14 protein-coding genes and 1 tRNA gene are annotated in these 19324 nt (G+C 66.0%); 6 read left to right on the top strand and 9 right to left on the bottom strand.

Annotated features, from left to right (window positions below):
- Positions 1 to 180 precede the first annotated feature (180 nt).
- A complete protein-coding gene (locus QF031_RS00435; RefSeq protein WP_307422594.1) occupies positions 181 to 2514 on the top strand; it encodes a chromosome segregation ATPase in 2334 nt (777 codons plus the stop codon).
- A gap of 107 nt (positions 2515 to 2621) precedes the next feature.
- Here QF031_RS00435 and QF031_RS00440 read toward each other — a convergent pair whose 3' ends face one another.
- The gene (locus QF031_RS00440) at positions 2622 to 3317 is read right to left on the bottom strand and encodes a type 1 glutamine amidotransferase domain-containing protein (RefSeq protein WP_307422597.1); all 696 of its coding nucleotides are present in this window, start codon (positions 3315 to 3317) and stop codon (positions 2622 to 2624) included.
- Between the two features lie 64 nt (positions 3318 to 3381).
- Positions 3382 to 4254: an aldo/keto reductase gene (locus QF031_RS00445; RefSeq protein ID WP_307422600.1), complete on the bottom strand. Its 873-nt coding sequence runs from the start codon at positions 4252 to 4254 to the stop codon at positions 3382 to 3384.
- Positions 4255 to 4394: 140 nt separating this feature from the next.
- Here QF031_RS00445 and QF031_RS00450 point away from each other — a divergent pair, with 140 nt between their 5' ends.
- Both QF031_RS00450 and QF031_RS00455 read left to right on the top strand, forming a co-directional pair.
- Entirely contained in the window at positions 4395 to 5387 is a 993-nt protein-coding gene (locus QF031_RS00450) for an LLM class flavin-dependent oxidoreductase (RefSeq protein WP_307422603.1), read from the top strand.
- A 1-nt stretch (position 5388) separates the two neighbouring features.
- A complete protein-coding gene (locus QF031_RS00455) occupies positions 5389 to 6906 on the top strand; it encodes an MFS transporter (RefSeq protein ID WP_307422606.1) in 1518 nt (505 codons plus the stop codon).
- On the opposite strand, the gene QF031_RS00460 is transcribed toward QF031_RS00455, so the two are convergent.
- The 4 genes from QF031_RS00460 to QF031_RS00475 form a co-directional block, all read right to left on the bottom strand.
- Positions 6903 to 8030, bottom strand: coding sequence for an FAD-dependent oxidoreductase (locus QF031_RS00460; RefSeq protein ID WP_307422609.1), 1128 nt, complete (start codon positions 8028 to 8030; stop codon positions 6903 to 6905). The two genes, QF031_RS00455 and QF031_RS00460, sit on opposite strands and share 4 nt — an antisense overlap.
- A gap of 35 nt (positions 8031 to 8065) precedes the next feature.
- Positions 8066 to 8992 (bottom strand): AEC family transporter, encoded by a 927-nt coding sequence (locus tag QF031_RS00465; RefSeq protein ID WP_307422611.1) that lies wholly within the window; start codon positions 8990 to 8992, stop codon positions 8066 to 8068.
- A 51-nt stretch (positions 8993 to 9043) separates the two neighbouring features.
- Positions 9044 to 9469, bottom strand: a complete 426-nt coding sequence (gene panD, locus QF031_RS00470; RefSeq protein ID WP_307422614.1) for an aspartate 1-decarboxylase — start codon at positions 9467 to 9469, stop codon at positions 9044 to 9046.
- Positions 9470 to 9623: 154 nt separating this feature from the next.
- Positions 9624 to 10538 carry a LysR family transcriptional regulator gene (locus QF031_RS00475; protein ID WP_307422618.1) on the bottom strand — a complete coding sequence of 305 codons (915 nt, stop codon included), beginning with the start codon at positions 10536 to 10538 and terminating at the stop codon, positions 9624 to 9626.
- Positions 10539 to 10693: 155 nt separating this feature from the next.
- On the opposite strand from QF031_RS00475, the gene QF031_RS00480 reads away from it, so the two are divergent.
- Positions 10694 to 12157: an amino acid permease gene (locus QF031_RS00480; RefSeq protein WP_307422621.1), complete on the top strand. Its 1464-nt coding sequence runs from the start codon at positions 10694 to 10696 to the stop codon at positions 12155 to 12157.
- 302 nt (positions 12158 to 12459) lie between these two features.
- A complete protein-coding gene (locus QF031_RS00485; RefSeq protein WP_307422624.1) occupies positions 12460 to 15978 on the top strand; it encodes a bifunctional proline dehydrogenase/L-glutamate gamma-semialdehyde dehydrogenase in 3519 nt (1172 codons plus the stop codon).
- Between the two features lie 123 nt (positions 15979 to 16101).
- On the opposite strand, the gene QF031_RS00490 is transcribed toward QF031_RS00485, so the two are convergent.
- Positions 16102 to 16416 (bottom strand): hypothetical protein, encoded by a 315-nt coding sequence (locus tag QF031_RS00490; protein WP_307422627.1) that lies wholly within the window; start codon positions 16414 to 16416, stop codon positions 16102 to 16104.
- A 168-nt stretch (positions 16417 to 16584) separates the two neighbouring features.
- Positions 16585 to 17439 carry a LysR substrate-binding domain-containing protein gene (locus QF031_RS00495; RefSeq protein WP_307422631.1) on the bottom strand — a complete coding sequence of 285 codons (855 nt, stop codon included), beginning with the start codon at positions 17437 to 17439 and terminating at the stop codon, positions 16585 to 16587.
- A gap of 137 nt (positions 17440 to 17576) precedes the next feature.
- Here QF031_RS00495 and QF031_RS00500 point away from each other — a divergent pair, with 137 nt between their 5' ends.
- Positions 17577 to 18956: an MFS transporter gene (locus tag QF031_RS00500; protein WP_307422633.1), complete on the top strand. Its 1380-nt coding sequence runs from the start codon at positions 17577 to 17579 to the stop codon at positions 18954 to 18956.
- A gap of 84 nt (positions 18957 to 19040) precedes the next feature.
- Here QF031_RS00500 and QF031_RS00505 read toward each other — a convergent pair.
- Positions 19041 to 19114: transfer RNA gene (locus QF031_RS00505), tRNA-Gly, on the bottom strand.
- Between the last annotated feature and the right edge of the window lie 210 nt (positions 19115 to 19324).

Below are 19324 nucleotides of genomic sequence, written 5' to 3' on the forward strand. Positions count from 1 at the left end.
CGGTTCGTCCGTCACCTGCCCGGCAGCCGAGTAGGCCCGTCACGGATTCAGCAGAAAGCGAGTACTCGGGGAAAAAAGACAAGTGGTGATTACGCGTGTTCTACCCCTATGCCGGACCCTACGGTGGGCTATGTAAAGCGGCCAGAGTGGGCCGCTGCAATGGCCTCAACAGGAGCTCGCATGCGCACTTCCCCGTCCCCCTCTGCCCGCACCCGCCGACTGGCAGCCGCTATTGTCCTGCCAGGGCTGCTCGCCACGAGCATGGTGCTGGTCCAGCCGGCAAACGCAGCTACGACGTCCACCACCGGCATGTGCAACGGCGTGGTCAACCAGCTGTCGCACCGCGGCGCCGTGCAGGAGAATCTGCTGAAGGCCGCGGCCAAGAAAAACGCCGACGCGATTGCCGCGTTGCAGGCAGAAAAGGCGAAGCTTCAAACCTCCGCAGACTCGCTCACGGCGCAGGTTGCGGCAGCGCAGCAGGCGCTGGTCGATCTTGGGGCGCAGGAGACTCAGCTGGACAGCGAGGTAGAAGCAGCGCAGGCGGAGGTGGACAAGCTGACCTTCGAGCAGGAGGGTCTAACGACTGCGGTGAAGACTGCGGAGACTGACATTGCAAACCTGAAGAGCCAGCAGGCAGGCGTTGCCAGCGAACTGGCGCCGCTGCAGCAGGAACTGGAAACCGCCCAGGCTGCCTCCGCCGACCTCAAGGCCAAGGCTTCCGATCTGGCCGCACAGCAGACCGCCAACACCCAAGCAATCGTCGCCGCTGAGGCCGTGCTGGACTCGCTGAAGCAGGACGCCGCCAAGGCCGCCGCGGACGTCGCGGCCAAGGGAGCCCAGATCGAGCAGGCCCAGGCGGACCTGGCAGCCCTAATCACTCAGGCGCAGCAGGCCGCCGACGCTGTGACCGCAGCAGAGACGGAAGTGAGCGGGGCTGAGGCCCAGCTGAAGGAGCTTGAGGCTGCAGGAACAGCTGCCGCGGACGCACTGAAGACCCAGCAAGACAAGGTGGAGGCGGCCAAGGCGACGCTGGCCAGGGTTCAGGATGCTGCTGCAACCGCCGACGTAGCCGTCACCGCGAAGAAGGACCAGATCGCCGCGGCAGAGGCGGAGCTCACCGTTCTGAAATCCACGGCGTCCGCGGCCAAGGCAGCCCTCGACGCCAAGAACGCATTGATCACAGCAGCACAGGCCGGCCTGGCAACGCTCCAGGCCGACGCGGCGGCAGCCGCCAAGGCCGTCACCGACAACAACGACAAGATCTCCACCGTGAACGCCGAGATCACCAGCCTCCAGAACCAGATCACGACGCTGACCAGCCAGATTGCCGCCAAGCAGGCCCAAATCGCCCAGGCCCAGAAGGACCTCGCCGCCCTGCAGGCACAAAAGACCAGCCTGGAGACGCAGATCGCTGACCTGAACAAACAGATCGATGCAATCAACGGCAACTCAAAGGAAAAGCGTGACCTGATCGCCAAGCGCGACGCCGTCGCCGCGCAGCTCGCCACTGTGAACACGCAGATCACGGACAAGAACACACAAATCTCAGGGCTTCAGGGTGACCTGAAGACTCTGCAGGCACAGGTGGACAGCCTGAATTCCCAGTTGCTGTCCAAACAGCAGGAAAGCAGCACCCTGCAAAAGAACGCTGCACCGCTGCAGGCATCTCTTGAAGCCGCCAACCTCGCAGTCACCACCAAGCAGGGTGAAATCGAAGTCCTGAAGTCGCAGGTTTCCTCGCTGCAGTCAGCGGCCAAAGATGCATACGCCGCAGTTGAGGGCAAGCAGACCGACCTCAGGATCCTGCAGAACCAGCTTCCGGATTTGGAACAGACAGCGAAGGACGCGGCAAGCGCCGTAACAGCCCAGGAGCAGATCCTGGCGGACCTCGAAGCGCCCCTGGCAGGCATGGCCGATGACGTGGAGCAGGCCCAGCAGGCCATCACGGACCAGAAGGCGGTGCTGGAAGCGAAGAAGGCTGCACTGACCCAGGCGCAGGATGCACTGGCCAAGGCCAACACCGCGGTGGAGGACAAACAATCGGAAATCTCCACCCTGCAGGACCAGCTCAAGGGCCTGCAGGCAACGCTGGATGCAGCCAACCAGGCGGTTACGGAGAAGACGGGGCAGATTGCGCAGCTGAACCTCCTGGGCGACAGCCTGTCGACGAAGCTCAACGACCTCAATAAGCTGATCGCCGCCGCGGAGGCAGATGTGCTTAGCCTGCAGGGTCGGGTAGCACCGCTGCTGGACCAGCTCAACCAACTCACCGGCCAGATCAGCGCGGCACAGGCCAATCTCGCTTCCCTGCAATCGCAGCTGACCGCAGTGGACGACCAACTGACCGCTGCACAGAAAACACTGCGGGATCTGCAGGCCAAGAAGGGCAACAATACTGCGGCGATCAAGACGCAGAAGGACGTTGTTGACCAGCTCACGGCCCGACTTGGAAGCATCCAGGACCAGATCAAGGCCATCGACGGAACCATCGCGAACGGAGGCTGCGCCGCCTGATGCACAAGGCATAGAGACCGGCGCTCAACGACGCGCGCCGCAAAGAAGGGACCAGTTCAGCCGAACTGGTCCCTTCTGGATGTGGGGCTTGGAGGTAAGCCCAGCGCTTAGCCCAGCGCCGCGAGTACTTCCTTGGCCACGTCCTCGCTGGACTGCGGGTTCTGCCCGGTGATGAGGTTGCCGTCCCGGACCACGTTGGAGGTCCAGGCCGCGGCGTTCTCAATCACCGCGCCCTTCTCCTTGAGCGCGTCCTCCACCAGCCAGGGCGTGTTCTCCCCGGTGCCGCCGCCAAGTTCTTCCTCGTTGGTGAAGACCGTGAGGCGCCGTCCCTTGAAAGCGAACGCGCCGTCTTCCGTAGCGCTCAGCAGACCGGCGGGGCCGTGGCAGAACGGCGCAATGATCTTGCCACTCCGGTCCGCTGCCACCAGGATGCGGCCCAGGTCGGCGTCCTTGTACAGGTCTGCCATGGGCCCGTGGCCGCCGGGCATCACCACGGCGTCGTAGGCGGCAATGTCGACGTCGGCCAGGACCAGCGGGTGCGCAAGCTCGCCGTCGATCTTGGCCAGGTAGTCGCGGAAACCCTGCGCCCGGTCCTCGCCACCGGCCGACTCAGCGGCCAGGCTCACCTGGTCCACGGTGGGCTTCCTGCCGCCGGGCGTGGCGATGTGGACTGTGTTGCCGGCTTCGATCAGGGTCTGGTGGGACACCACCAGTTCCTCCGCCCAGTAGCCGGTGGGGTGTTCGTTGCCGTCCTTCATGGTGAGGGAATCCGCGGCCGAGACGACCATCAGGATGTTTGCCATGCTGTTTCTCCTGTCCTTGCTGACGTGAGTGTCTTTGCTGACGTAAGTGGCTGAAGCCGCGTTCTTACTTGCCAGCTGCTTCAAGCTCAGCGTACGTGTCGTCGTCGAGCGTGATGCCGGCGGCGGCCATATTCTCTTCCAGGTGCTGCACGGAGCCGGTGCCCGGGATGGGCATCATCACGGGGGAGCGGCGCAGCAGCCAGGCAAGGGCCACCTGCGAGGTGGTGGCGCCCAGGCGCTTGGCGGCCTCGTCCAGCGGGCCGCCCGGCTGAGCGAGTTCACCCGCGGAAATGGGCGCCCAGGGGATGAAGCCGATCCCGTTCTCCTCCGAGTAGCGCAGCACGTCCTCCGATGACCGGTCAGTCAGGTTGTACCGGTTCTGCACGGTGGAGACCGTGAAGTGCCTGCTGGCCGCCTCCAGGTCCTCAACGCTCACCTGGGACAGGCCCAGGGCGCGGACCTTGCCCTCGTCCTGGAGCTCGCGAAGCACGCCGAACTGCTCCTCGGCGTCCACCTTGGGATCGATCCGGTGCAGCTGCAGCAGGTCCAGGGTGTCCACCTTCAGCTTGCGCAGGCTCAGCTCGGTCTGCTGGCGCAGGTATTCCGGCCGGCCAACGGGAATCCACTTGTTGGGCCCGGTCCGGGTGAAGCCCACCTTGGTGGCGATCTTCAGCCCCTCCTTGTACGGGTGCAGCGCCTCGGCGATGATTTCCTCGCTGATGTTGGGGCCGTAGGAGTCGGCGGTGTCAATGAAGTCCACCCCGAGTTCGACGGCGCGGCGCACCACGGCCACGGCGGCTTGGCGGTCCTTGGGCTCACCCCAGACACCGTCACCCACGATGCGCATGGCACCAAAACCGAGCCGGTGCACGGTTCCCAGGTCCTTGAGGTCGATGGTTGCGGACAGTTCCAGCTGGTTCGTTGAATCTTGGCTCATAGGGGCGGCAACATCATCAGTATGCTGAGTATTCCCCGGATCACAGAAATAAGCGGGGCTCCGCCGTCGTTATGCGTGAAGTGCCCGCCGCAATCCGGCCGGCGACTCATACGAAACGCTCCTGAAAGGCCGCACCCGACGTGACTCTTCCCCTCTCCATCCTTGACCTGGCAACCATCGGCAAAGGCCAGACGGCGGCGGAGAGCTTCGCAGGCAGCGTGGCCATGGCGCAAAGCGCCGAGAAGCTGGGCTACCGGCGCATCTGGTACGCCGAGCACCACAACATGTCCTCCATCGCTTCCTCGGCCACCAGCGTGCTGATCGCCCACGTTGCCGCGCACACCGAAAGCATCCGGCTGGGCGCTGGCGGCATCATGCTGCCCAACCATTCCCCGCTGACCATCGCCGAGCAGTTCGGCACCCTGGAAACCCTCCACCCGGGCCGGATCGACCTGGGCCTGGGCCGGGCCCCGGGCAGCGACCAGAACACCATGCGCGCGCTGCGCCGCGATCCCATGTCCGCGGACAGCTTTCCGCAGGACGTCCTCGAGCTGCAGGGCTACCTGACCGGCCCCACCCGCATCCAGGGCGTCGAAGCCACCCCGGGCAAGGGCACCAACGTCCCGCTCTACATCCTGGGCTCATCCCTGTTCGGCGCCCGCCTGGCCGCGCAGCTGGGCCTGCCGTATGCCTTCGCATCCCACTTTGCCCCGGCCGCCCTGCAGGACGCGGTGGCCATCTACCGCCGCGAGTTCAAGCCGTCCGCGCAGCTGGATGCCCCGCACGTGATCGCCGGCGTCAACGTGATCGCCGCCGACTCCGCTTCCGGAGCGCAGGCAATGTTCCAAGCCACCAAGCGTGCCCGCGTCTCCCTGTTCTTCGGCGGCGGCACCCGGGAGTTCACCGACGACGAGGCGGACATGATCCTGGACTCGCCGCAGGGACGGCACATGGCACAAATGATGACGTACTCGGCAGTGGGGACGCCCGACGTCGTCATCGACTACCTGGACAGCTTCGGCAAGCACGCGGACGCCGACGAACTCATCGTGGCGCACCAGAGCAACGGCACCCAGGAGCGCTTGCGGTCCGTCGAGCTGCTGGCCCAGGCCGCAGGGCTGGTGGCTGTCTAGGATGGCCGACGCAAAAGACGGCGTAGGGTTCCGGTCCGAGCGCGGGCCCATCCTCATTGCCCTGATGCTGTCCACGGGACTCGTGGCCATCGACTCCACCATCGTGGCCACGGCGGTTCCGTCGATCGTCCGCGACATCGGGGGGTTCTCCTCCTTCCCCTGGCTGTTCTCCGCCTACCTGCTGGCGCAGGCGGTGTCAGTGCCCATCTACGGCAAGCTTTCGGATATGGCCGGCCGCAAGCCCATCATCCTCACCGGCATTGGCCTGTTCCTGTTCGGCTCCGTCCTGTGCGGCGTGGCCTGGAGCATGCCCTCGCTGATCGCCTTCCGCGCACTGCAGGGACTCGGTGCCGGCGCGGTACTGCCGGTCGCCGTCACCATCGCGGGTGACATTTACACCCTGCAGGAGCGCGCCAAGGTCCAGGGCTACCTGGCCAGCGTCTGGGCCATCTCCTCCGTGGTGGGCCCCAGCCTGGGCGGCGTCTTCTCCGCGCTGGGCATCTGGCGCGGGATCTTCCTGGTCAACGTCCCGCTCTGCCTGCTGGCCGGGTGGATGCTGGTCCGCACCCTGCACGAGAACGTGGAACGCGCCACCCACAAGGTGGACTACGCCGGCGCCGTCCTGCTGGCCGGATCGCTCGGCCTGCTCATCCTCGGTGCCCTCCAGGGCGGGCAGGCCTGGGCCTGGAACTCGCCCATCAGCATCGGCGTGTTTGCGGTCGGCGCAGTCCTGCTGGTGGCATTCCTCCTGGTGGAACGCCGGGCCGCGGAGCCCATCCTTCCGGCCTGGGTGGTGTCCCGGCGCCTGCTGGCCACCACCGCGCTGGTCTCCTTCGGCGTTGGCGCAGTAATGATCGGCCTGACCTCCTACGTGCCCACCTTCCTGGAAGGCGCGCTGTCCTCCTCGCCGCTGGTGGCAGGCCTGGCGCTCGCCGCCCTGACGCTCGGCTGGCCGCTGAGCGCCTCGCAGGCCGGGAAGTTCTACCTGCGGATCGGCTTCAAGCCCACCGCGCTGATCGGCATCGCCATCTCGGTGGCGGGACTGCTGATCCTGTCGCTGACCGCCTTCACGCCCAACGTGGCGCTGATCGCCGTCAGCTGCTTCGTCGTCGGGCTCGGCCTGGGCCTGCTGGCCACACCCACGCTGATCGCCGCGCAGTCCAGCGTGCCCTGGCACGAACGCGGCGTGGTGACGAGCACCAACATGTTTGCCCGGTCCATCGGCAGCGCCCTGGGCGTGGCAGTGTTTGGTGCCGTGGCCAACTCCATCTACGGCGGCAGCAGCGGTGGCGACGCCGATCCCGCCACCGTGATCAGCGCCTCCGCTGCCGTTTTCCTCGCTGCGCTGGTGGCCGGGCTGCTGACCGTTGCCGCCGTGCTGGCCATGCCCGCCGTCAAGGCTGACAAGGTGGAAAAGGCAGGCGAGGAGGCAGCTGCCGGGGACTCCACGGAAAGTCCGGCCGCCGCGGAACCGCGTGACGAGCAGGTTTCCGGTACTGCCGAGCGCCACAACAGCTAGCGGGACGCCCTGAAGATCGCCGGTGCGGGCCGGGTCCCGGTGGCAAGGTCGGCCAGGATCCGCCCGATTACCGGCGTGAATTTAAAGCCGTGCCCGGAGAAACCCGCACCGATCACCACCGGACCGATGCGGTCCAGGATGAAGTCCTCGTCCGGCGTGGTGGTGTACGTGCAGCTGATGGCCTCGAACGAATCGGCGTCAACGCCGGGCAGCCATTGCCGGGCGTACTCCTGCAGGGCGGCGAGCTGCGTTGGCTCCGGCAGGTAGTCCCGGTGATCAGGATCCACCACCGGGCCCACCCCGTGCCAGCCTGCCTTGATGCCCTCGCCGGGGGTCTGCATGCCGTAGACCGGCGAGTACCAGCCTTGGTAGTCCGGGCCGGGGTAGTGGTTGAAGCCGGGCCACACCGCGCCGGCGTCCGCCACCCGGAAATGCGCCGGCTGCTCCTGGGTGACCCTGAGCTTCGGGATGCGGATGCCCGCTGGCCCGGCAACCTTGCCCAGCAGTTTCTCCGTCCAGCCGCCTGTCGTCACCACGGCCTGGGCTGCGGTGACCACCTCGGTTCCCGTAGCTGACTCGAGCGTCAGCCGCACGCCGTCGTCAAACACCTCGAAGTCCACCACCCTGGTGTGGTGCCTGATCTCGGCGCCCCGGGCGGAAGCGAGCCGCTGGAAGGCGGGGAGTGCGGCTTCGGGGTTAAGCTGGCCGCCGTCGGGCATGTGCAGGACCGGCTGGTCGAAGCGGATGCCGCGCCAGCGTTCGCCGGCCTCAGCGGGGTTCAGGAACTCGGCGCGGATCCCGGCAGCGGTGAGGGCCGCAGAAACTTTGTCCAGGTCGCCGCCGGGGCCGTGGGTGACGACGCCGGTGCGCGCCAGCAGCTGCCCGCCGCTCTCCTGCTCCAGCTCCTCCCACAGGGCCAGTCCCTCGGCCAGCATGGCAACATAGTCCGGCTGGTGGTAGCCCAGGTTCAGGTTCCGGGTGGCCCCGTGGGACGCGCCGATCCTGTGCCCGGGGCCGAACTGTTCCACCAGCATCACCTGCCTGCCGCGCCGGGACAGGGCCCACGCGGCGGCTGATCCCATGGCGCCGCCGCCGATCACCACGGTATCCAGCACAGTATTCATCAGCCCTCCAAGCTGCGGTTATGCCTGTTCAGTGCTTAGGCCAGAAGCAGGGCGACGCCGATCATCGCCGGCACCGCCACCACGGTGGTGATCAGCACGGTGTCTTTTGCTACGGTAAGCCCCGTCTGGTAGCGGCTGGCGGCCACGAACACATTCTGCGCCGTGGGCAGTGCCGAGGTGACCACCACGGCGAACAGGGCGTGCCCGTCCATCCCCAGCGCGAAGCGGGCAAAAACGTAGGCAAGGGCCGGCTGGACAACCAGCTTGAAGCCGCTCGCCAGGAGGGTATCCATACGCCTGCCTGCAGCTGCCTGGAGCGGCCGGGTACCGTTCAGGCTCATCCCGAACGCGATCAGCATGGCAGGAATCGCCGCGCCGCCGATCAGGTGGATGGGCTCCATCACCAGCGGCGGGACCTGGAAACCCGTGCCCGCAACCAACAGCCCCAGGCCGGAACCCACGATCATGGGGTTGCGCAGGATCATCAGGAAGAACCCCAGGACGGTGGTGCGGTGCGTGCTGGTACTCGAGTCCAGGATCATCAGGAACACCGGGGTGAAGAACGCCAGCTGGAAGATCAGCAGCGGCGCCACGTAACTGGCGTCCCCCAAAACATATACCGCGATGGGAATACCTAGGTTTGCTGAGTTCGCGAGGGAGGCAGACATGGCGGACATCAGCGATTCGGGCAGTTCACGCTTCAGCCAGAACTTGGCAATGGCAAAGAAGATGGCGGCCGTGACAATCGCCCCCACCGCCGTAACCAGCAGCGGCTCGGCGAAGACTTCCTGCAGGCGGGCCTTGCTGAGGGTTTCGAAAAGCAGGGCCGGGCTGGCCACGAAGAACGTCAGGCCGCTGAGGACCGGGCGGGCGTTGTCCCCCAATATCCTCTGCCGGCCCACGAACCATCCCACCAGGATGATGCACCAGACCACGAAGAACCCGGCCAGCACCCCTAACAAAGGATGCCTTTGGGCGCATGGAAGTAGGGTCTGCCGGAGCTCACTCTCCGGTTACAGGGTGGCGTTGTTGAGCGCGAAAGGGGGGCGCATCATGCCGGGCGTGAGGCCTTCGGCGGGATCGTTGCCCAGCTGGATTACCCGGTTGTTTTCGTCCACGTGGACCACACGGGGCTGGTAGGACTTGGCCTCTTCGGTGGTCATCTCCGCGTAGGTGATCAGGATGACGACGTCGTTCTCGTGCATCAGGTGCGCCGCTGCACCGTTGATGCCGATCACGCCGGAACCGCGTTCACCCGCGATGGTGTAGGTTTCAAGCCGCGCGCCGTTGGTGACGTCCACGATGGACACCAGCTCGCCGGGCAGGATGTCGGCGGCCTCGAGCAGGTCGAGGTCAACGGTGACCGAGCCGACGTAGTGCAGGTCGGCGTGCGTGACGGTGGCCCGGTGGATTTTGGACTTGAACATTGTTCGATTCATAACGGCTCCAGTCTAGACCTGCGGCCTCCTGCCTGCAGTGACGCAGGGAACAGGGTTACGCACAGTGACAGGCAGTCTCGTTGTGCAGGGGACGCACCTGCGCAACGACCCGCCGCCTGAAGGCGCAGGGAAGGACACGTACGACGGCGGCTGCTCACCGGGCGTCGTCCGTTGCCACTGCGGCGGCAGCGGCAGCAAGCGTTTCCCGGGCGGCGAGGATGGCAGGGCGCTGGGCGCTGGACCGGCGGACCGACGTGAAGATGGTGCGGTGCGGCTTGCCCGGAAGCTCCAGCAGCCGGGCTGTGGTGCCGCGGCCGGTCCACACCAGGTCCGGCATCAGGGCCACCGCGTTGCCGGACTCGATCAGGCGGGCCTGTGCCTGCAGGTCGGCCGTCTCAAAGCGGACGTCCGGCTCGAAGCCCGCGCTGCGGCACGCCTGTTCCGCCCAATGGCGGGACGCCGCACCCCGCGGCTCCATGACCCAGGCAAGCTCCGCGGTGTCCTCCAGCGTATGGATGGCGGGCGCGCCGTCGGACGCCGGAGGAACCGCCAGCCGGATGGCATCAGTTGTCAGCTTCACCCGGTCCAGCTCCGGGTAGCGGGGGGCGGCGTGCCCGGGGTACTGCTCCGCGATCACCAGGTCGAAGTCACGTGCCCACGTCTCATGCAGGGCGGTCTCGGGCTCGCGCTGGATCATCTCGATCCGCACCTCGGGGTAGGTGGCGGCCATGCGCGTCAGGGTGCCCGGCATCAGGGCCAGCGCCGCGGACTGGAAGACGGCCATCCGCACCGTGCCCGTGACCGTGGTCAGCGAGGCCGCCAGGTCAGCCTCCGCCTGCTCCATTGTTTCCAGCAGCTGCGCGGTGTGCGCCACCAGCACTTCCGCCTGCGGCGTCAGCTGCACCCGCCGCCCCGTCTTCCGGAGCAGCTCCACGCCCACTTCCTTCTCCAGGAGGGCAAGCTGTTGCGACACCGACGACGGGCTGTACTGCAGTGCCTCCGCCACCTCCGCAAGCGTCCCCCGGATGCTTAACTCACGGAGCAGCCTCAGCCTGCGGACATCGAGCATGGCGGATTCCTAACTGGAACTAACGAATATAGGTTAGAAGTAGCCACTTTATCTAACGCAATTGCGCACGCATACTGTTGAAACCGAGTTACCCCCGTCACAGCCAGGTTTCTTGGCGTGCCGCGGCGGGGTCGCACCCCAAGCAGGAGTTTCGGATGAGCACTAAAGATTTGAGCCAATCCATCATGCGGCGAAAGCCCATCGATGACATCGAGGAAGAGAGCAAGCACAGCGGACTGTTCAAGTCCCTTGGGCTGTGGCAGCTCACCGCCATTGGCGTTGGCGGCATTATCGGCGTCGGCATCTTCTCCCTTGCGGGACTGGTGGCCGCCGGCAGCGAAGGAAACCCGGGAGTGGGGCCCGCGGTGCTGATTTCCTTCCTGATTGCGGGCCTGGCCTCTGCGGCCGCGGCCCTGTCCTACGCGGAATTCGCGGGCATGATTCCCCGCGCCGGTTCCGCCTACACCTACGGCTATGTGGCACTTGGCGAGGTGATCGGCTGGTTCATCGGCTGGGACCTGCTGCTGGAATACATCGCCATCGTGGCGGTGGTGGCCATCGGCATTTCCGGCTACCTTGATGCGTTCCTGTCCGGCATTGGCATCCACCTGCCGGTGTGGATGACTTCCACCGCCGACGAGGGCAAGGGCGGCATCGTCAACCTTCCCGCCATCCTGGTATGCCTCCTTGTCACCTGGATCCTTTCGCGGGGCACCAAGGCGTTCGGCCGGTTCGAACTCGTGGCCGTGGCCATCAAGGTGGTCCTGATCCTCTTCATCATCGGCCTCGGCGTGTTCTACATCGACACCAACAACTACAACCCGTTCATGCCCAGCGGCTTCGGCCCTGTGGTTGCAGGCTCCGCCACCGTCTTCTTCGCCGTCTTCGGGTACGACGCCATGAGCACCGCGGCCGAGGAAGCCAAGGACGGCAAGAAGCACATGCCCAAGGCCATCGTCCTCTCGCTCATCATCGCCATGCTCCTTTACGTGGCCGCCACCCTGGTCCTGACCGGCATGCAGAACTACAAGGAGATCGACCCCAAGGCCGGCTTCGCCTCCGCCTTCACCTCGGTGGGCCTGCCGGTGATCGCCACCATCATCTCGGTCTTCGCTGTGCTCTCCATCCTGACCGTGATGCTCACCTTCCTGCTCGGCGTGACCCGCGTGTGGTTCTCGATGAGCCGCGACGGCCTGCTCCCCGGCTGGTTCGCCAAGACCGACCGCCACGGCACCCCCCAGCGCGTCACCTGGATCGGCGGCATCGCCTCCGCCTTCCTGGCCGGCGTCTTCCCCATCAAGGAGGTCGCGGACCTGACCAACATCGGCATCCTGGCCGCGTTCGTCGTCGTCTGCCTGTCCGTGATCATCTTCCGCTACAAGCGCCCGGACGCTCCCCGCACGTTCCGCCTGCCACTGATGCCCCTGGTTCCGGCCTTCGGCGTCCTGGCCTCGGGCTTCCTGATGCTTCAGTTGCACTGGGAAACGTGGGTACGGTTTGTGGTCTGGTTGATCATCGGCCTGGTCATCTACTTCGGCTACGGCCGCAAGCATTCTCTGATGAACCCCAACAGCCCGCGGCACCAGGAAATTGTGGAGATGCACCGGCCGGTCGGCTAACCCTCCCTCTGGACGCCCGCCCACTTTTGGCGGTTTGTCCCGGGACGCGCGGCAAGCCCTGCCCCTCAACACAAGTTCCTCTATCACTTTTGGTCCCTAAACAGCCGTTTTAGGGACCAAAAGTGATGGAGCAACGGGAGGGGCCGGGCTTGCCGCTTGGAGTTTAAGGGCGCATGGGAGGCCCGACAAATGCATCGGTTTTCCTAACCTGTATTGGTTGGGAAAGATCGCTTTATCTTATGTGAGCAGAAGCTCATACTGGTGGAAAGACCTCCCAGAACACCAGAAAGATCGGGAAAACCATGACCCACGTTGCAATGGAACCGGCAGTCACCAAGGCGGCCACCCCGCAGACGGTCGACGTCGACGTCCCCCAGGCCAAGGCCCTCGCCGATGACGCGGTCGCCCTGGTCCGACGCTGGCTGACGGAAGCCGCCAAGGTTCCGGTGGACGCCTCCGCCGAGCAGCTGGCCGGCGTCCTGAAGGACCCCAACGGCCTGGACTTCACGGTCGGGTTCGTGGACGGCGTGGTCCGCCCCGAGGACCTGAACGTCGCCGCCCGCAACCTCGCCAAGCTGGCCCCGAAGGTTCCCGCCTTCCTGCCCTGGTACATGCGCAGCGCCGTGGCACTCGGCGGCACCATGGCCCCGGTGATGCCGCAGGTGGTCATCCCCATCGCCCGCAAGGTCCTGCGTGAAATGGTGGGCCACCTGATAGTCGACGCGACCGAAACCAAGCTGGGCCCTGCCATCGCCAAGATCAAAAAGGACGGCATCAAGCTCAACGTCAATCTCCTCGGCGAGGCGGTCCTGGGCGAGCACGAGGCCTCCCGCCGCTTGGAAGGCACACACACGCTGCTGGCGCGCCCCGACGTCGACTACGTCTCCATCAAGGTTTCCTCCACCGTGGCCCCGCACTCCGCCTGGGCCTTCGACGAAGCCGTGGAACACGTCGTCGAAAAGCTCACCCCGCTCTTCCAGCGCGCCAACTCCTTCGCCGCGGGCGGCCGCAAGGCCAAGTTCATCAACCTGGACATGGAGGAGTACAAGGACCTGGACATGACCATTGCGGTCTTCACCCGGATCCTGGACAAGCCCGAATTCAAGAACCTCGAAGCCGGCATTGTGCTCCAGGCCTATCTACCGGACGCACTGTCCGCCATGATCCGCCTGCAGGACTGGGCCGCCGGGCGCCGCGCCAACGGCGGTGCCGGAATCAAGGTCCGCGTGGTCAAGGGCGCCAACCTGCCCATGGAACAGGTGGAAGCCTCGCTCCACGACTGGCCGCTGGCCACCTGGGGCACCAAGCAGGACTCCGACACCAGCTACAAGCGGGTCATCAACTACGCGCTGCACCCGGACCGGATCAGGAACGTCCGTATCGGCGTGGCCGGCCACAACCTCTTCGACATTGCCTTCGCCTGGCTCCTGGCCAAGCAGCGCGGCATCGCGGATACCGCACAGCAGAGTATCGAGTTCGAAATGCTGCTGGGCATGGCGCAGGGGCAGGCCGAGGCCGTTAAGAAGGACGTCGGCTCCCTGCTCCTGTACACCCCCGTGGTGCATCCGGCCGAGTTCGACGTCGCCATCGCCTACCTGATCCGCCGCCTGGAAGAGGGCGCCAGCCAGGAAAACTTCATGTCCGCAGTCTTCGAGCTCAGCGAAAACGAGGGCCTGTTCGAACGTGAAAAGCAGCGGTTCCTCTCCTCGTTGGAGGCCCTGGACAACACCGTGCCGCTGCCCAACCGCCGCCAGGACCGTAACCTTCCGCCCGAGCCGATGCCGCACACCGGTTTCGGGAACACCCCTGACACGGATCCGGCACTGCCGGCCAACCGCACCTGGGGCAGGGCCATCCTGGAGCGCGTCGAGTCCTCCACCCTGGGCAACGCCGCCGTCAAGGCCGCGTTCATCAACGACGAGGAAACTCTGAACGCGGCCATTACCAACGCTGTGGACAAAGGCAAGGCCTGGGGCGAGCTGTCCGGCAACGAACGCGCCGAGATCCTGCACCGGGCCGGGGAAATCCTTGAAGCCCGCCGCGCCGACCTGCTCGAGGTCATGGCCAGCGAGACCGGCAAGACCATCGACCAGGGCGATCCCGAGGTCAGCGAGGCCGTGGACTTCGCGCACTACTACGCGGAGTCCGCGCGCAAGCTGGACACGGTCGACGGCGCCACGTTCGTTCCAGCCAAGCTCACCGTTGTCACCCCGCCCTGGAACTTCCCGGTCGCCATCCCGGCAGGGTCCACCCTTGCGGCACTCGCCGCCGGTTCCGCCGTCGTCATCAAGCCTGCCAAGCAGGCCGCCCGCAGCGGTGCCGTCATGGTGGAGGCGCTGTGGGAAGCCGGCGTGCCCAAGGGCGTGCTGACCATGGTGCAGCTGGGGGAGCGGGAGCTGGGCACGCAGCTCATCAGCCACCCTGCCGTGGACCGCGTAATCCTCACGGGCGGCTACGAAACCGCCGAGCTGTTCAGGTCCTTCCGCAAGGACCTGCCGCTGCTGGCCGAAACCAGCGGCAAAAACGCCATCATCGTCAGCCCCAGCGCCGACCTGGATCTGGCAGCGAAGGACGTTGCCTACTCCGCGTTCGGCCATGCCGGCCAGAAGTGCTCCGCCGCCTCGCTGGTGATCCTGGTGGGCTCGGTGGCCAAGTCCAAGCGGTTCCACAACCAGCTGATCGATGCCGTGACCTCCCTCAAGGTGGGCTACCCGCAGGATCCCACCAGCCAGATGGGCCCCATCATCGAGCCCGCCAACGGCAAGCTCCTCAACGCCCTCACCACCCTGGGCGACGGCGAGAACTGGGCCGTTGAGCCCAAGCAGCTCGATGACACAGGCCGGCTGTGGAGCCCGGGGGTGCGCTACGGCGTCAAGCGCGGTTCCTACTTCCACCTAACCGAGTTCTTCGGCCCCGTCCTCGGCGTGATGACCGCCGATACGCTGGAAGAGGCCATCGCCATCCAGAACCAGATCGAGTACGGCCTCACCGCGGGCCTGCACTCGCTGAACTCCGAGGAGCTGGGCATCTGGCTGGACGGCATCCAGGCCGGCAACCTGTACGTGAACCGCGGGATCACGGGAGCGATCGTGCAGCGCCAGCCCTTCGGAGGCTGGAAGAAATCAGCGGTCGGCGCCGGCACTAAGGCGGGCGGACCGAACTACCTCGCCGGCCTGGGCGACTGGACTCCTGCAACGAGCACCGCCACCGCTCCGGTAACCCATGCGGGTGTCCGCCGGATCCTTAACGCCGCAGGTCCCGCTTTGCAGCCGGCCGAGCTTGAGTCCGTCCAGCGCGCCCTGGCGTCCGACGCCGAGGCCTGGGCTTCGGAGTTCGGCACGGCCAAGGATGTGTCGGGGCTGAGTGCGGAACGCAACATCTTCCGCTACCGCCACCTGCCGGTCACCATCCGCCTCTCCGAAGGCGCGCCCGTGGCGCACCTTGTCCGGACCGTGGCGGCCGGTGTGCTGGCGGGTTCGGCACTCACGGTTTCCACCGCCGTCGAACTTCCCGCCCAGCTGCGTTCCGTGCTCACCGCACAGGACATTGACGTGACGGTGGATTCCGACGCCGGCTGGCTGGCTTCCGCGGGACACCTCGCCGCGGCGGGCAAGCTGTCCGGCGCCCGGATCCGCCTGATCGGGGGCGACGCGTCGGCGCTCGCCGAGGCGACGGGCGGGCGACCCGACCTGGCCGTCTACGCCCATGCCGTCACTGAGGCCGGCCGCGTGGAACTGCTGCCGTTCCTCCACGAGCAGGCTGTCAGCATCACCGCCCACCGGTTCGGCACCCCGAACCACCTGTCGGAGCCCTTGATCTAGTGCGGAGGCGCTGACCAGGGTTACACGGGCAAAAGAAGGCCGGGCAGCCACCTGCTGGTGGTTGCCCGGCCTTATTGCTGTGGTGTCCGCGCCTGTTGCGCAGGGATGAGACCTCGCCGGTTCCTAGCCCAAGTACCAGCCGGGCGGTGTCCATGTGACCGGGACGCTGTGGGCTGAGAAATTCTCGCAGCGGGTGCAGGTGTAGGCCACTTCGCCAAGGGTGGACACTGTTCCGTCACGCCTATACGTGGGCGGAATGTACGACTCAAGGTAGACGAACTCGTCGGTACGGCATTTGTCGCAGGTGGGTTTTCCCACGTATCCGGAGTCCACGGAGGGGCGTCCGGTTCCGAGGGTGTTCTGGCGGGTGGGCGGCCGCGCTGTGGAGTGCGGGCGCGCATGCGCAGAATCGAGATTGATGTTCCTGGCTGTCGTCATTGGCTGCCTGTCCCAAGCGGCGTTTTCCCGGATGCGGGGACGCGCTTGTTTTAGAGAACCGGCCTGCTGCTTGACCTTGGAAAACCAGCATAGGTGATGCCAGTTCCCCTATCAATGGACACGGACCCCCTAACTCCCCTAAATGCTGGGAAATGCGTCCGCGGAGGGTTAAGTTTGGCGGTTAATGGTCCGCCCGACGATGGACTGGGTGAGTGCGTCGATCACCTCGGCGTTTGCCAGCGGGTTGCGGATCAGGGTGAAGTCCACATCCCCCACGGGGGGAAGGTCGAAGCGGCGGGTAATGATCTTCAGGTCTTCCGGCACCAGCGAGGTGGGCATGACGGCCACGCCGATGCCCGCCCTCAGCGCCGCAAGCACCCCGCTGATCTGCCGGGTGGTGCAGGTGATCCGCCAGGTTCTGCCGTGCGCCTCGAGCGCATCGATGGCGAGTTTCCGGCTGAGGCTTGGGGCCGGGTAGGCGATCAGCGGCACGGGGGCGCCGGGCTCCATCACCGTCTGCTCCAGGCCCACCCAGGAGAAAGAGTCATGCTGGACCACTGTGCCGTCCTTCGCCCCGGCCACCCACTTCACGAAGACGAGGTCCAGCTGACCGGCGTTGAGTTTGCGGTACAGCTGGTCGCTTTGCCCCACGGTCAGTTCCAGGTTGATCTGCGGGTAGATCTGCCGGAACTCCCGCAGGATCCTGGGCAGCCCTGTGATGGCGAGGTCATCCGCGGTGCCGAACCGCAGCCGGCCCCGCATCGCCGAGCCGGAGAAATACCGGGCGGCAGCATCATGGGCGGACAGGATGTTCCGGGCGAATCCGGCCATGGCGTCGCCGTTGTCGGTAAGCCGGACGTCACGGGTATCGCGGGTGATGAGGCTGCGTTTGGCTGCAGCTTCGAGCTTGCGGATGTGCTGGCTGATGGTGGGCTGTGCCAGTCCCAGCCGTTCGGCGGCCTTGGTGAAGCTGAGGGTATCGGCAACCGCCAGGAAAGAGCGCAACTGGGCTGGTTCAAACATGGCCGACTCCGGTGTCTTCTGTCTTTTGTTATTGCGTTCTGCAATACGAGTTATAGGGACCATACGCCTCCATAATCTGCTCTGCCAGCCTAGCGTTAAGGGCATCCCAGACCGCACGCAATTTTGAGGACTTTCCTGTGGCACCCCCACCGCCTTCGTCGGCTTCCGTCTCCCAGCCCATCATTGACGCGGCGGGCTCAGCGCCGCCGGAGAACCAGACCCAGCCGCTTCCCGTCGTCGCCGAGCGGCTCCCCTGGAAGCACACCTTCATCTCGCTGAGAGTGCCCAACTTCCGGATCTTTGCCGCCGGACACTTCATCGCGGTGATCGCCATCTGGATGCAGCGGATCGCCCAGGACTGGCTGGTGCTCCAGCTCTCCGGCTCCGTGACAGCCGTAGGCATCACCGTGGCGCTGCAGTTCCTGCCCTCGCTGCTGCTGGGACCCTGGGGCGGCATGATCGCTGACAGGTTCGCCAAGCGGAAGATCCTCATCCTGTGCCAGAGCGTGGCCGCGGTGTTGGCAGCGACGCTCGCCACGCTTGCCCTCACCGGCGTCATCATGGTCTGGCACGTCTACGGCATTGCCCTGGTCCTTGGCCTGGTGACCGTCCTCGACCAGCCTGCACGCCAGGTGTTCGTCAATGAGCTCGTTGGCCCCAAGTATTTGCGGAACGCCATCAGCGTCAACTCCACCACCTTCCAGTTGGGCGGCCTGATCGGTCCGGCCATCGCGGGGCTGCTCCTGACCGCGGTGGGCGCCGGCTGGGCTTTCGCGGCCAACGCCGTTGCCTGCTGCTCCACGGTTGTGATGCTGCTGGTCCTGCGCAAGGACGAGCTGTACGTCAACGCGCCTGCCCCCAAGACCAAGGGGATGCTCCGGGAGGGGCTGCGCTACGCCCTGAGCAAGCCCACCATCTACTGGCCATGGCTGATGGCCGGCTTCATCTCTGTCTTTGCCATGAGCCTGCCGGTGCTTCTGGCCGCCTTCGCAGACCACGTCTTCAAGGTGGGCGCGGGCGGCTACGGTCTCCTCAACGCCCTGGTGGCACTGGGCGCGCTGTCCGGCGCGGTGGCGTCCACCCGCCGTCGGCAACTGCGCCTGCGGTCCGTGGTGTTCTGCGCCGGGATGTACGGACTCATGCTCTGCCTGGCAGTTCTCGCCCCGTCCATGGTGTGGTTCGGTGTGGTGATGGTGCTGTCCGGCTTCTGGTGCCTCATGTTCCTCACCGGCTCCAACCAGCTGGTGCAGGTCAGTTCCAACATGGGCATCCGCGGCCGCGTGATGAGCCTGTACATCATGGTGCTGATCGGCGGCCAGGCGCTGGGCGGCCCCATGCTGGGCTGGATTGCAGAACATGCCGACCCGCATGTTGCCCTCCTGGTTTCCGGCGGCGTTCCGGCACTTGCGGCCGTGACCGTTGCAGCGATCCTGGCGCGGAAGGGCTCCCTCAAGCTCAGGGTGGACTGGCGGGACCGGCGGCATCCGGTGCAGATCGCCCGGCGCGCGGCGGCATGACAGGACGGCGCAACAGGGCAGTGAATGTGGGCGTGGCCAGGGTGATGGAAGAAGGGCCGGGAGCCTGGTCCGGCAGGAGAGCATTGGAGCGGCTGACGGGAATCGAACCCGCGTATCAAGCTTGGGAAGCTAGCGCTCTACCATTGAGCTACAGCCGCAGCGCCCCGCGCTTGAGCGGGGCAGAACTTAGCTTAGCGCAGATCTGCGGGCTCCCTGCCAACCGCGCCAGCAGCGGCTCCGTGTCCTTCGCCCCGTGTCCTGCACCTCGGGCCTGCAACCCGGGACGTCATCCAGTAACTCTTCAATAACGGCCGCGCTGCCCGCTAGGTTCGTGCGACGGGCGCTGGCTAACCTGATCCGGGTAGCGG

The sequence above is a fragment of the Pseudarthrobacter defluvii genome (assembly GCF_030816725.1).
Taxonomy (GTDB): domain Bacteria; phylum Actinomycetota; class Actinomycetes; order Actinomycetales; family Micrococcaceae; genus Arthrobacter; species Arthrobacter defluvii_A.

Coding starts and splice junctions, on each gene's coding strand:
- QF031_RS00495 (WP_307422631.1), bottom strand. CDS start 17,439: ATGTTTGAACCAGCCCAGTTGCGCTCTTTCCTGGCGGTTGCCGATACC.
- QF031_RS00460 (WP_307422609.1), bottom strand. CDS start 8,030: ATGAATACTGTGCTGGATACCGTGGTGATCGGCGGCGGCGCCATGGGA.
- QF031_RS00455 (WP_307422606.1), top strand. CDS start 5,389: ATGGCCGACGCAAAAGACGGCGTAGGGTTCCGGTCCGAGCGCGGGCCC.
- QF031_RS00485 (WP_307422624.1), top strand. CDS start 12,460: ATGACCCACGTTGCAATGGAACCGGCAGTCACCAAGGCGGCCACCCCG.
- panD (WP_307422614.1), bottom strand. CDS start 9,469: ATGAATCGAACAATGTTCAAGTCCAAAATCCACCGGGCCACCGTCACG.
- QF031_RS00435 (WP_307422594.1), top strand. CDS start 181: ATGCGCACTTCCCCGTCCCCCTCTGCCCGCACCCGCCGACTGGCAGCC.
- QF031_RS00445 (WP_307422600.1), bottom strand. CDS start 4,254: ATGAGCCAAGATTCAACGAACCAGCTGGAACTGTCCGCAACCATCGAC.
- QF031_RS00475 (WP_307422618.1), bottom strand. CDS start 10,538: ATGCTCGATGTCCGCAGGCTGAGGCTGCTCCGTGAGTTAAGCATCCGG.
- QF031_RS00490 (WP_307422627.1), bottom strand. CDS start 16,416: ATGACGACAGCCAGGAACATCAATCTCGATTCTGCGCATGCGCGCCCG.
- QF031_RS00480 (WP_307422621.1), top strand. CDS start 10,694: ATGAGCACTAAAGATTTGAGCCAATCCATCATGCGGCGAAAGCCCATC.
- QF031_RS00440 (WP_307422597.1), bottom strand. CDS start 3,317: ATGGCAAACATCCTGATGGTCGTCTCGGCCGCGGATTCCCTCACCATG.